Source organism: Streptomyces sp. NBC_00286 (assembly GCF_036173125.1).
In the GTDB taxonomy this organism is placed as follows: domain Bacteria; phylum Actinomycetota; class Actinomycetes; order Streptomycetales; family Streptomycetaceae; genus Streptomyces.
Genome location: NZ_CP108054.1, coordinates 2,453,488 through 2,465,961, shown reverse-complemented (window position 1 = coordinate 2,465,961; position 12,474 = coordinate 2,453,488). Strand labels below are relative to the sequence as shown.

The window sequence follows — 12,474 nt, the reverse complement described above, 5'->3', positions numbered from 1 at the left end:
TCCCCACGGGCTGCTATGCGTTGACGGCCCGCCGCACATGGTCCGCCATCAGCGCGTAGACCGGCCGGGCGGCCTCGGCGTCCCTGAGGTCGTAGCCGTGGTCGGCCTTGAGTACGACGTGGTGCTCGGCCAGCGCCCCGGCCTTGTACAGGCGTCCGGCGTACCGCTCGCTCTCGGCTCGCAGGAGGTCGTACTCCGCGGTGATGACGAGCGCCGGGGCGATACCGGTGAGGTCCGCGGTGTCCGCCGGGTTGGCCGGAGAGACCAGGCGGTCGGTGCGTTGGCTCACGTCCGGCACGTACGCGTTGTCGAAGATCGCGGCCATCCACGGGCGCAAGGCAGGCTTGGGGATGTGGGCCTTCTTGTCCTTGGCGCTCGTCGCGAGGTCGAGCGGCGGATAGTGGAGGACCTGGAGCGCGATCGCCGGCCCGCCCGCGCCGAGGGCCTGACGTGCCACCGCCGCCGCGAGACCGCCGCCGGCGCTCTGCCCGCCCACGGTGAGACGACTGCCGTCCCAGCCGTGTTCGGCGCCGTGCGCGGCCACCCAGCGGACGACCTCGTACGCCTGCTTCGGCGCGGCGGGGAACGGATGCTGCGGGGCGACGACGTAGTCGACGTTGATTACGACCACGCCCGCCTCCGCGGCCAGGAAACGGCACAGCGCGTCGTCCATCTCCGCCCCCGGCAGCACGTATCCGCCGCCGTGGAAGTTGACGTGAACCGGCGGGAGTACGCCACCCTCGATCTTGGGCATGTACACCACGACCGGGGCCGGAGCCATGGACGTCGGTACCGTCAACTCGCGGACGGCGCGCGGAAACTCGGGCAGCCGCGCACGCCACGAGGCCACGGAACCCCGTCCGCTGGACCGCCGGCTCGCGAGGCCGAGCAGACGCTGCATGAGCTTCGCGGCGAAGGAGGCCACCGCCGGCCTGGCCAAGAGGGACATACGGCTCCGTTCCAGGACTGTTTGTTGTCGAGTTCTTGTCGGGGCCAATCAACAGGTTTCCTGGTGATCGAGCGATGGGGGCGATAGTAGCCGCGCATCCCGTGGAACGACCCCGCCGGGGACCGGTCCCGTATGCCCGCGGGCACACTGGCGCCGGGGTGCGCGGCGGAGGGGGGCGCGCACCCCACCCGACCGACTCCCCGACACCGAGAAGACAGATGGAGGCCACCATGGACCAGCTCGCGAGTCTGGCGCGCGGTGTCGCCGAGGCCAGTCCAGGCACCCTGCACGCGCGCTCACTGACCGGCGGCATCAGGGTCCCGCCCCGACCGGGCCTGACGATCCGCTTCGGCCGCGGTGAGGAAACGGACGTGGACCTCGCGGTGGGCGAGGACGACCTGCGGGTCAGCCGTCGGCACGGCGAACTCACGTACCGGGCGAGCCAATGGTGGCTGCGCAACACCGGACAGCAACTCGTCCGCCTGCCACACGGCCGCCTGATGCACACCAGCACCGAACCCATCCCGCTCACCCCCGGCTACACCCCGCTGTTCGTGCGGGGCTCGGGCTACCGGGAACACCTGGTCGAGCTGTATGTCACGGGCCACGACGCCCCCGGCCTCGTACCGCGCCGCCAGGCGAGCACCCTGAAGCCGCACATCTGGCCGCTCTCCGAGCAGGAACGGCTGCTGCTGGTCGTGATCGGCCAGCACTACCTGCTGTACGAGGACGGCCCGCGCCCCTTGTCCTACCGGCGGGCCGCCCGCCTGCTGGAGTGCCTGCGCCCGGACGACCACTGGACCGACCGCCGCATCGAGCACAAGATCACGGAGGTCCGCAAGCGACTCCACGACGGCGGCTTCCCCTACCCGCTGATACACGACAAGGACTCCGGAGCACCCACCGACAACAACCTCCTGCACAACCTCCTCAGGGGCCTGGTCGAGTCCACCACCCTCGTCCCGCCGGACCTGGAGATGATCGACTAGACGTACGAAGCTGGCACTTGCTGGGCTTATGCCCAGCCCGCCATTGCAGATGCGAGGCAGCACCGCTTAATCTGGCGCACATGCAGTCCTACACCATCGGTCAGGCGGCCCGGCTGCTCGGTGTCAGTGCCGACACCGCGCGCCGCTGGGCGGACGCCGGCCGTATCGCGACGCACCGCGACGAAGGCGGCCGTCGCCTCGTCGACGGGCGTGATCTGGCCGCGTTCTCCGTCGAGCTCGCGCAGAGCGGCACCGGTGAGGAAGAGCACCCGTACACCTCGGCGCGCAACGCGTTCCCCGGCATCGTCACCGCCGTCAAGCTGGGCGATGTCGCGGCCCAGGTCGAGATACAGGCGGGCCCGCACCGCCTGGTCTCCCTGCTGACCCGAGAGGCCGTCGAGGAACTGGGCCTGGAGGTCGGTATGCAGGCCACCGCCCGCGTGAAGTCGACCAATGTGCACATCGACCGTGCCTGATCAAGCGCGGGGCACGGCCCCCGGCGCCTCCCCTCGCCCTCGCCCTCTCAAGGAGCACCACGGCATGTCCCTCCTCATGTCCCTCCTCCGCCCAGGGCGCCGCGCCGCAGCCGTAATCACCGCCGCCGCGCTGTTCGGCTCGCTCGCCGCCTGCGGCGACGACGCCAACGCCGAGCAGACAGGCGGTAGTTCGGACACGGCCAGCCTCACCGTGCTGGCCGCCTCCTCCCTGACCGACGTCTTCAAGGGCGCGGGCGCGGCGTACGAGAAGGAACACCGGGGTACGAAGCTGACCTTCTCCTTCGCCGGATCGCAGGAACTGGCCGCGCAGGTGAAGCAGGGCGCCCCCGCCGACGTACTCGTCACGGCCGACACCCAGACGATGAACGGGCTGAAGGCCGACACCGGCACGCCGACGGTCATCGCCAAGAACCGCCTGGTCATCGCCGTAGGCGCGGGAAACCCGAAGAACATCAAGGGCCTTGAGGACCTCGCGGACAGCGAGGTGAAGGTCGTACTCGCGGCTCCCGAGGTGCCCGTCGGCCGCTACAGCAGGCAGGTCCTGGCCGACCGGAACATCACGGTGAAACCGGTCTCAGAGGAGCCCAATGTCCGCGCCGTGCTCAGCAAGGTCGAACTCGGCGAGGCGGACGCGGGCATCGTCTACAAGACCGACGCGGCCACGGCCCCCGACAAGACCGCCGCGATCACCATCCCCGACGACCAGAACGCCATCGCCTCCTACCCCGCCGCCACCCTCAAGGAGTCCCAGCACTCCGAGGCGGCCACGGCCTTCGTGAAGTGGCTGTCCTCGCCGCAGGCCCAGCAGATCCTCCGCACCGCGGGCTTCGAGAAGCCCTGACGATTCGATGAGCCGTAGCCAGTCATGAAAGTCGTACGCCGCGCCGAGCCGGGCCCCGGGGCCGGCCGCGCCCGCTTCTCCCGTAAGCCCCGTACGCCCCTCACTCTCGCCCTCCCCGCCCTGCTCGCCATCGCCTTCCTGGTCCTCCCGCTGGCCGGCGTCCTCGCCCGTACCGACTGGGGCGAGCTGGGCGGGCATCTGACAAGCCCGGGCACCAGTGAGGCGCTGAAGCTCTCCCTCGTCGTCTCGTTCTGGTCGCTGGGCCTGTCCCTAGTGCTCGGTGTCCCGCTGGCCTGGCTGCTGGCGCGCGTACCGTTCCCCGGCAAGGCGCTCGTCCGCTCGCTCGTCCTGCTGCCGATGGTGCTGCCGCCCACGGTTGGCGGTGTCGCGCTGCTGCTCGCCTTCGGGCGGCGCGGGCTGCTCGGGCCCTGGCTGGAGGACGTCTTCGGCATCACGCTGCCGTTCCACACCTCGGGCGCGGTCGTCGCCGCCACGTTCGTCTCGATGCCCTTCCTGGTGATCAGCCTCGAAGGGGCGATCGCCGGACTTCGTCGGGGTTACGAGGAGACCGCCGCGTCCCTGGGCGCCTCGCCGCTCCGGGTGTTCGGCACGGTGACGCTGCCGATGGTGGCCCCCGGCCTGGTCGCCGGAGCCGCGCTGACCTGGGCGCGTGCCCTCGGCGAGTTCGGCGCCACCATCACCTTCGCGGGCAACCTTCCGGGCTCGACGCAGACCCTGCCCCTCCAGGTGTACCTGCTGCTCCAGGACAACCCGGAGGCCGCGACCTCCCTCTCGCTGCTCCTGCTCGCCATCGCCATGGCGGTCCTCGTCGCCCTGCGCGGCCGCTTCACGGGCACGCCGGGCAGCGCTCGCCCGCATCCGCCCAAGCCGCCGGCGGACGAGGGGAGTTCACCCACCGACATCGCTGAACCCCCAGCTTCATACAACGAAGTGGGCCAGGAACGCTGGTCCCTGCACGCCGAAGTCACCGGCTTCACCCAGCTCGTCCTGGACGCGGACCCCGGCACCACCATCGCCGTGGTCGGCCCCAACGGCGCGGGCAAGACCACCCTGCTGCGGGCCCTGCTCGGCCTGACCCCCCGCGCCCACGCCGCACTGCGCCTCGGCGACACCGACGTCACCCCACTGCCCTCGCATCGCAGGGCAGTCGCCTGGGTCCCCCAGGACGGCGCGCTCTTCCCGCACCTGACCGCACTCGCCAACACGGCGTACGGCCCGCGCGCCCACGGCGTACCGCGCACCGAGGCCCGCCGCCTCGCGCAGGACTGGCTCGACCGGCTCGCGGTGGGCCACCTCGCGCACCGTAAACCCGCCCAGCTCTCCGGCGGCCAGGCCCAACGCGTCGCCCTGGCAAGGGCGTTGGCCGTACGTCCCCGGCTCCTCCTCCTCGACGAACCGCTCGCCGCGCTCGATCAGACCACCCGCGCCCAGGTACGGCACACCCTGCGACGCCACCTCGAAGGCTTCGGCGGAGTCTGCCTGATCGTCACCCACGACCCCGTCGAGGCGGTGTCGCTCGCGGACCGCGTGCTCGTGCTCGACGAGGGCCGCGCCGTCCAGGACGCCCCGCCCGCCGAGGTCACCCGGCATCCGCGCTCACCGTGGGTGGCCCGCATGCTCGGCCGCAACGCCTGGCCCGGCACGGCGACCGCCGACGGCCTCCAACTCGCCGACGGGGGAGGGAGGTTGGTGATCGCGGACCCGCTGGCCACCGGCACCGAAGCCCTCGCGATCATCGCCCCCGAAGCGGTCGCCGTCCACCGGGACAAACCCAGCGGCAGCCCCCGCAACGTCTGGCCCGGAACCGTCCGCGAGATCACCGCCACCGGCAGCAGACTCCGCATCCTCATCACCTCGGACCGTGCCCCGGACGTGATCGCGGAGATCACCCCCCAGGCGGCCACCGAACTCGGCCTCGCGGACGGGGTGTCGGTATGGACGAGTATCAAGGCGACGGAGACGACGGTCGTCGCCCTGTGACCCCGGCCAAGGGATCACGGCAGGGGCGAGGAAACCCTCGTCAACCTCACCGCGCACACCTTCAACTCCGGCTGGAACGACACCGGATCGACCGCGTCACTGGTCACCGCGTTGATGCTCAGGTGGTCCCCGAAGAGATCGTTCCAGTGAAAGGGCGCGAAGCAGCACCCCGGCCGGACCCGGTCCGTCACCACGGCGGGCAGCACGGCCCGCCCACGCCGTGAGGCCACTTCGACCGCGTCACCGTCGGCGATGCCCAACTCCCGCGCGTCCTGCGGATGCAGCTCCACGAACGGCCCGGGGTTGAGCTTGTTGAGCTTGGCCACCTTCCCCGTCTTGGTCAGGGTGTGCCACTGGTGCTGCAGCCGCCCGGTGTTCAGTACGAAGGGGAAGTCGTCGTCGGGCATCTCGGCGGCCGGGATGTGCGGCCGCGCGTGGAACACCGCCCGTCCGCTCGCCGTGGGAAAGGAGAGCTTCCCGTCCCCGTCCACGTACCGGATCGGATTCCGGTCCGGTCCCTCCTCCCGCGCGGCCGGCCACTGCACGGACCCCGCCCGCAGCCGCTCGTAGGTCACACCGCGCAGATCCCACCCGGTCCTCGGGTTCCAGGCGCGCTTGATCTCCTCGAAGACGTCCTCCGCGCTCTCGTACGAGAACCCCTTCTCGTACCCCATCTCGCAGGCCACCCGCGCGATGATCCGCCAGTCCGCGAGCGCCTCGCCGGGCGGGTCCGCGGCGGGCGAGGCGAGGGTGAGATTGCGTTCGCTGTTGATGAGGACGCCCTCGGTCTCCGTCCACAGGGCGCCGGGGAGTACGACATCGGCGTACGCGTTGGTCTCGGTCTCGGCGAAGACGTCCTGCGTGACGACGAACTCGGCGGCCTCCAGCCCTTCGATGACGGTCCCGCGACGGGCGACCGAGGCGACGGGGTTGGTGCAGATGATCCAGCAGGCCTTGATCGCGCCGTCCGCCATCCTCCGGAACATCTCGACGGTGCCCCGCCCGACGCCGTCCTTCCGGAGCGTGTCCCGGGGCAGCTCCCACAGGTCCTCGACGAATGCGCGGTCCTCGTCGACGAGAACGGACCGCTGCCCCGGCAGACCCGGCCCCATGTACCCCATCTCACGGCCCCCCATGGCGTTCGGTTGCCCGGTGAGAGAGAAGGGGCCGGACCCCGGGCGGCAGATCGCGCCGGTCGCCAGATGCAGGTTGACCAGGGCGTTGGTGTTCCAGGTGCCGTGCGTGGACTGGTTGAGGCCCATGGTCCACAGGCTCATCCACTCGCCCGCCCGGGCGATCAGCGAAGCGGCTTCGCGGATGTCCGCCTCCGGGATGCCGGTGATCTCGGCGACGGTGGCGGGCGGATAGTCGGCGAGGAAGCCGGGCATCGCCTCCCAGCCCTCGGTGTGCGCGGCGATGAAGGCGGGGTCGGTGTGGCCGTTCTCGTACAGGAGGTGCAGCAGCCCGTTCAGCAGCGCGAGATCCGTACCCGGCTTGATCTGCAGATACAGGTCGGCCTTCTCGGCGGTGGCGGTACGCCGCGGATCGACGACGATGAGCTTCGCGCCCGCCTTGACCCGGTCCCTCATCCGCAGGAAGAGAATCGGATGGCAGTCGGCCGTGTTCGAGCCGATGACGAAGAAGACGTCGGCCTTCTCGAAGTCCTGGTACGAGCCGGGCGGACCGTCGGCCCCCAGGGACAGCTGGTAGCCGGCGCCCGCGCTCGCCATGCACAGCCGGGAGTTCGACTCGATCTGGTTTGTCCCTACGAAACCCTTGGCCAGCTTGTTCGCCAGATACTGGGCCTCCAGGCTCAGTTGCCCGGAGACGTAGAGGGCGAAGGCATCCGGACCGTGCTCGTCGATGATAGCGCGCAGCCGCCGCGCGGTCTCGGCGATCGCCGCGTCCACGGGCACCGGCTCCGCACCGCGCTCGTCCCGTACGAGGGCGGTGCCGAGCCGCCCGGGTGCGGCGAGCATGTCGGCGGTGGTCGCGCCCTTGGTGCAGAGCCGTCCGAAGTTCGCGGGGTGCGTCTTGTCACCGGACGCCTTCAGGACCGTACGCCGTCCGTCGGGGCCCCTCCCGATGTCGAGGACCACTCCGCAGCCGACGCCGCAGTACGAACACACGGTCCGTACCTGTGCGTTGCTGCTCTCAGGGCCCTGTACGGCCACGGCGGGCCCTTTCGGTCGTCTGGTCGCCTGGTCGATGTCCGGCGGGGTGTCCCGCGGTTGCCTGTTGATACGCAGCCCGATGCTTGAGCGTTTAATGACTGGCCGCCGTCCGGCGCTGGAAACGTGATGTGCGGCACGACCGGGTCGCGGCCCGTGTCGCTGTTGGGCCGAACGGGTGAGCATGCGCAAGAATTGCCCGGTGCAGGTAATCAGTGCGAGTCAGGTCGGGGGGAGCCGGTGAACGGCCACGACGTCACCGATGAACAGTGGGAAGGGCTCGCCCAGGTCGTCCCGCTGCGCGGCCGCGACGCCTGGCCCTCGGCGGTCGACCACCGGTCGATCCCCGACGCGGACACCGAACCGCGCCGCCGCTTCGTCGTGCTCCGGGTCAATGTCTTCGGTGACGCGCGCGAGGTCGCAGAGACACTGATGGCTGGTGTCCCGGTCCTCCTCGACCTCACCGGCGCCGAACGGGAAGTCGCCAAGCGCGTACTGGACTTCAGTACGGGCGTGGTCTTCGGGCTTGCGAGCGGCATGCACCGCGTCGAGCGGAACGTGTTCCTGCTGACGCCACCGGGCACCGAGGTGGGCGGACTGATGGAGGGCGCGGGGGTCCCCGGCGCCTGACGATCACGCGCTTGACCTGCTGATCCCTCGATCGTAGGAAGGTCTGCCGGGCGGAACGGTTCGGCAGGCCCGCGGAAGCCTACGGTCCGGATATGACCGTGCCTTTCCCGAGCGCCGCCGCCGCGGATGCCGATGCCGATGCCGTGCCCGCCGAAGACGCCGCTTGTGGCGGGGCGGCCTGCCTGGAGCGGCGGCCGAGCGTCACCGCGCTGCGCCTGTCGGCCTTCGCCGCACACCGGCGCGCGGAGTTCCCGCTCGGCCCGCTGACGCTCTTCGCGGGGCCCAGCGGCAGCGGCAAGAGCAGTGCGCTGCGGGCTTACGAGGCACTGGCGCGACTGGGCGGCGGGGCGTCGCTGGGCGAGGTGTTCCCGGATCCCGCCGCCTGCGTTCCCGAGCGGGCCCGGCCCGATGCCGGGCGGCGGCGCGGGTTCCGCATCGGCTGCACGGTCGACGGCCCGGCGGGAGTCGTACGGCTCGACCTTGCGGTGCAGGCCGAGCCCGAACTCCGCATCGTCGGCGAGCGATTGACGACTGGCGGAGTCACCCTGCTGGAGACAGCCCTCCGCGATCCCAACCGCCCCACCGTGCAGGCGGCCTGGCACACCGCGGGCTCGTCCGCCGTGACCCGTGCTCCGTTCCCCGACGACCGGCTCGGCACCGCGCTGCTCCCCCTGCGCGTGTCCGGCCGGACCGACGGCCAGCGCCAAGTCCTCGCCGCCGCCGAGCAGATGGTGGTCGCCCTGCGCTCCGTCTTCGCCTGCGACCCGGTACCCCGGCACATGCGCGTGCCCGTACCGATCGGTGCGGGACGCCTGCTGCCCGGCTGCGGCAATCTGGCCGAGGTGCTGTGGCGTACGCGGTCGGAGTGCGGACGGCGGCATGGGCTGCTGGTGGCGGCGGTACGGGAGGGGTGTGCGGGTCGGGTTGTGGACGTGCTGGCCGAGGAGGTTTCGTCCGGCGCCGGACAGGGATCGGCCACGGTGCCTACGGCTCGGGCGGTCTCGGCTGGCCGGGTGCCACCGGCGGTCCGGGCGGTCAAGGCTGGCTCGGCGTCACCGGTGGTCCGGGCGGTGCTGGACCGGGGCGACGGGCTGCGGACGCCTCTGGGACTGCTGGGAGACGGGGAGTTGAGGTACGTGGCCCTCGCCTTGGTGCTGCTCACCGGGCCGGGTGTGCTGGACGTCGACACGGCGGGGGAGGTGCCCGAGGCGCTTCAGACGCTCACGGTTCTGGCCGACGGGTTCGACCGCGATCTGGACGGGCGTCAGCGGGACCAGCTCGTACGGCTGGCGGCGCGGATGTGCGAGCGCGGGCACATCCGGCTGGTGGGGGCCGTGAGCGACGCGTCCTGGGCCTCGGGAGTGGACGGGGTCACGGTGGTACACCTTGAGCCGTGACAGAACTTGATCTGGCCCGGCTCCAGCGCAGACTGGCCGAGTTCGCGGCGGCGCGGAACTGGCAGCAATACCACACACCGAAGAACCTGGTCGCCGCGCTCAGCGTCGAGGCCTCCGAACTCGTGGAGATCTTCCAGTGGTTGACGCCGGAGGAGTCTGCCCGCGTGATGTCCGACCCGACGAAGGCGTCCCGCGTGACGGACGAAGTCGCGGACGTGCTGGCGTACTTGCTCCAGCTGTGCGAGGTGCTCGACATCGATCCCCTCGCGGCGCTGTCCGCGAAGATCGACCGCAATGAGGAGAGGTTTCCGGCAGGGGAGTCCTGACGTCCTTTTCGTCACTCTCCGGAGTCATCGAGTTGTCCACAGTCGAATTATTGTCCACAGATTTCCGGCTTCCTCTGGCCTTTTGCCCTAAGGGGCTTCACTCTGGGTAGTGGCAGGCGGAGTTCGGGCAGGCGTGTGAAGAGCGCGTCGGGACAGACGAGGACAGCGCATGGACGCGGTGCGGCTCATCGGTGCGAGCAGACGGGCCCTGATGGGAAGTGAGGACGCGGGGGGCATCATGGCGGAGGCCTGCCAGGCACAGGCCCTCGCCCAGGCGATAGGCAGTCGCCTCGCCATGTCCGGCCCTCCCGAATTACGAGGCGAGGCAGTGGGGTTGACCGAGCTGGCGGGCAGAGGCTGCAGCGTCCTGGACGTGCCCCTGTCGAGAGCCGGCACCCTGCGCGCCGCGCAACTCACGGACCTGGGCGATGCCCGCCAAGCGCTCGTCGACCTCGGCGGCCTCTTGGGCGAGGTGGGCATCGCCCTCGTGAGCGTTGCGTCGGCAGCGGATGAGGCCATGTACTGGCAGTGCATGGAAGCAATCGATGCGGCGGACGAGTCTCGCGACAGGGTGTTGGAGATGTTGCGGAGGCTGGCGGTGCGGGATGAGGCGGAGCGGGAGCGAGGGTCTGCGGCGTAGGAGAGCGCCCCGGTCGCCCCGATCCGTCCCATTCTCGGGGCGCTGCCCCGGACCCCGCCAGGAGCGCCTGCCCCCTGAACCTGGCTGGGGCGCTGCCCCGGACCTCATCGGCCTTGCGGCGAGTTGGCGGCGGGCTCCCCGGATCAGGCCGAGGCCCTGGGCGACGCTGCCGGCCTCGACTTCGAACTGAAGTGATGGTGTGTGGCCATACCAGCAGGGCCGCTTGGGCCAGTGTCAAGGGGCGGAACGACCGACGGCCCGCCAGCCGGCCATCACCAGGGCGGTTGTGCCCGAGATGAAGATCAGGTCGCCGAGCAGGTCCAGCCACAGCGGGACCTCGACCAGCGACTGCTGCGCCACGGCGAAAGCCAGATGGGGCACCAGTGCGCCGGCGGCCAGGGCGAGGTTGTGACGCGGCGACCAGTCGGGGCGGGCCGACCATCGTCTGACCGCTGTCACGCCCCAGGCGACGAGGACCAGGTAGACCGTCACCACCGCCGGCGCGGGCCCGACCTGGGCGGCGCCGGCGACGAAGAGGAGCGTGGCACTCACGGCAGCTGCTGCGGCCCGTTGAGGCTTGGGCGCCGCCCCGGCGGGAACCACGGGTTGACCGGAGGCAGCGAGTTCCGGTGGCGCCCCGGGAGGGGCGGCGCCGTCGCCTGCGGCTCGGGACGAACGACGCAGCGTGCGGGCCAGGCACCCGGCGAGCGCGATAAGTGCCATCACCGCTACCACGGCGCCGGACAGGTGTGCGGACGATGGCACGAAGTCGTCCTCGGACAGGGTGATGCCGGCCGTCGCCGCTCCGCCCAGGCCGATGGCCAGTACGGCCCAGGCAAGGCCGCGGGGGGTGAGCCAGGGTCGATCGGCGAGGTCGCCGGCCAGGGCCTCCACCAGGGCGATGGGCACGCAGATGCTCCACACGGCATGGAGCAGTACGACGAACGTCGTCCACCACGACCCGATACCGAGCGCCGGGATCCACCCGAAGTCGAGCAGCCGCAGGTCGGCGTAGTCGGGGTTGAACAGCGAGAAGCTGATGAACGACTCCTCGATCACACCGTAGGCCAAGCCCAGGGTGAAGATGACCGGCCAGGGTCGCGCGGAGCGACGGCCCGCGTCGCGGATGAGTACGGCGGCGCCGCCGTACAGGGGCGCGTAGATCACCAGCAGCCACACGTAGGTGACTGGCAAGTTGCCCGAGGCGAACTCGGCCACCAGCGGCGCCGTGACCACCAGCGCCCAGGCGAGACGACGGCGCCGCCGACGGTCGGGCGTGTCGGCCCGCGGCACGTCGGCCGGCGTCACCCCCGCCACGAGCTGACCACGCAGGCGCCGACGAACACGCCCGCGAACAGCACGGTGAGGGCGAGCAGTGTCCCGTCGGGCTCGCCCCGGGCCACGCTGACCAGGTACCACCCGGTGACGACCAGGCCGAGAACGCCACCGGCTATCGCCAACGAGCGCATGTACAGGGCACGGTTGCGCTCGTCGCCGGCGCCCCCGATGGCCCGGATGGCGTCGATGCGGCGACGGCCCAGCGCCAGGACAAGGGTGAAGACCAGCATGCTCGTACCGGCCACCAGCCCGGCCACCAGCCCCTGGCCCAACCCGAAAGCCAGTCCTGACGCGACGGCGATGCCCAGGTACCAGGCCATGTCGCCTCGCCACTCCGTCACGGGATCTACGTCCGTCATCACGCGTCACCTTCGCTCGGTGTGAACAGCTCCTCGATGGCCGTGCCGAAGAAGCCGGCCAGCGCGAACGCGAGCGGGAGCGAAGGAAGATAGCGCCCGGTCTCGATGGCGTTGATGGTCTGCCGTGACACACCCACGGCCTCGGCCAGCGCGGCCTGAGAGATCCGTCGCTCGAGTCGGTGCTCCCGCACATGGTTCCGCACGATGACAAGCTTCCTTGACACTCCAAGTAGATGTCAAGGAAGCTTGTCATTCTCCCGGCGTCAAGGCCCGCTCAGACCTTGATCAACCACAGGCTGACCCCGGCGGCAGAAGCTGATTCCTCGTACGTCGTGA

The 12,474-nt window shown here is 70.8% G+C and carries 13 protein-coding genes; 8 read left to right on the top strand and 5 right to left on the bottom strand.

Translation table 11 applies throughout. From position 1 onward, the window contains the following. Window positions 1-13 precede the first annotated feature (13 nt). Complete coding sequence (locus tag OHT21_RS11125; protein ID WP_328768113.1) at window positions 14-949, bottom strand: alpha/beta hydrolase fold domain-containing protein; 936 nt, start codon at window positions 947-949, stop codon at window positions 14-16. A 230-nt stretch (window positions 950-1,179) separates the two neighbouring features. On the opposite strand from OHT21_RS11125, the gene OHT21_RS11120 reads away from it, so the two are divergent. The 4 genes from OHT21_RS11120 to OHT21_RS11105 all read left to right on the top strand — a co-directional run bounded on the left by OHT21_RS11120 (window position 1,180) and on the right by OHT21_RS11105 (window position 5,277). Beyond that, window positions 1,180-1,938: an FHA domain-containing protein gene (locus OHT21_RS11120; protein ID WP_328768112.1), complete on the top strand. Its 759-nt coding sequence runs from the start codon at window positions 1,180-1,182 to the stop codon at window positions 1,936-1,938. An 80-nt stretch (window positions 1,939-2,018) separates the two neighbouring features. Continuing rightward, complete coding sequence (locus OHT21_RS11115; RefSeq protein WP_328768111.1) at window positions 2,019-2,414, top strand: TOBE domain-containing protein; 396 nt, start codon at window positions 2,019-2,021, stop codon at window positions 2,412-2,414. Window positions 2,415-2,490: 76 nt separating this feature from the next. Continuing rightward, entirely contained in the window at window positions 2,491-3,276 is a 786-nt protein-coding gene (gene modA / locus OHT21_RS11110) for a molybdate ABC transporter substrate-binding protein (RefSeq protein WP_328774043.1), read from the top strand. Between the two features lie 24 nt (window positions 3,277-3,300). Further along, entirely contained in the window at window positions 3,301-5,277 is a 1,977-nt protein-coding gene (locus tag OHT21_RS11105; RefSeq protein WP_328768110.1) for an ABC transporter permease, read from the top strand. Window positions 5,278-5,291: 14 nt separating this feature from the next. Here the strand turns inward: OHT21_RS11105 and OHT21_RS11100 are convergent, their stop codons facing one another. Beyond that, on the bottom strand, window positions 5,292-7,451 hold the full coding sequence (locus OHT21_RS11100) for a molybdopterin oxidoreductase family protein (RefSeq protein WP_328768109.1): 2,160 nt from the start codon (window positions 7,449-7,451) through the stop codon (window positions 5,292-5,294). Between the two features lie 237 nt (window positions 7,452-7,688). Here OHT21_RS11100 and OHT21_RS11095 point away from each other — a divergent pair, with 237 nt between their 5' ends. From OHT21_RS11095 to OHT21_RS11080, 4 genes are all read left to right on the top strand, one after another. Continuing rightward, window positions 7,689-8,078 (top strand): cell division protein SepF, encoded by a 390-nt coding sequence (locus OHT21_RS11095; protein ID WP_328768108.1) that lies wholly within the window; start codon window positions 7,689-7,691, stop codon window positions 8,076-8,078. Between the two features lie 92 nt (window positions 8,079-8,170). Beyond that, window positions 8,171-9,475 (top strand): ATP-binding protein, encoded by a 1,305-nt coding sequence (locus tag OHT21_RS11090; protein ID WP_328768107.1) that lies wholly within the window; start codon window positions 8,171-8,173, stop codon window positions 9,473-9,475. After that, window positions 9,472-9,801, top strand: a complete 330-nt coding sequence (locus tag OHT21_RS11085) for a nucleotide pyrophosphohydrolase (RefSeq protein ID WP_328768106.1) — start codon at window positions 9,472-9,474, stop codon at window positions 9,799-9,801. Before OHT21_RS11090 ends, OHT21_RS11085 begins: the two co-directional genes overlap by 4 nt. Window positions 9,802-9,970: 169 nt before the next feature. Further along, window positions 9,971-10,441: a DUF6099 family protein gene (locus OHT21_RS11080; protein WP_328768105.1), complete on the top strand. Its 471-nt coding sequence runs from the start codon at window positions 9,971-9,973 to the stop codon at window positions 10,439-10,441. A gap of 234 nt (window positions 10,442-10,675) precedes the next feature. Here OHT21_RS11080 and OHT21_RS11075 read toward each other — a convergent pair whose 3' ends face one another. From OHT21_RS11075 to OHT21_RS11065, 3 genes are read right to left on the bottom strand one after another with little or no spacing between them, the layout of a single operon-like run. Continuing rightward, entirely contained in the window at window positions 10,676-11,749 is a 1,074-nt protein-coding gene (locus OHT21_RS11075; protein WP_328768104.1) for a hypothetical protein, read from the bottom strand. Beyond that, a complete protein-coding gene (locus tag OHT21_RS11070; RefSeq protein WP_328768103.1) occupies window positions 11,746-12,138 on the bottom strand; it encodes a hypothetical protein in 393 nt (130 codons plus the stop codon). Before OHT21_RS11070 ends, OHT21_RS11075 begins: the two co-directional genes overlap by 4 nt. Continuing rightward, window positions 12,138-12,341, bottom strand: coding sequence for a helix-turn-helix transcriptional regulator (locus tag OHT21_RS11065; protein WP_328768102.1), 204 nt, complete (start codon window positions 12,339-12,341; stop codon window positions 12,138-12,140). Before OHT21_RS11065 ends, OHT21_RS11070 begins: the two co-directional genes overlap by 1 nt. Window positions 12,342-12,474 lie beyond the last annotated feature (133 nt).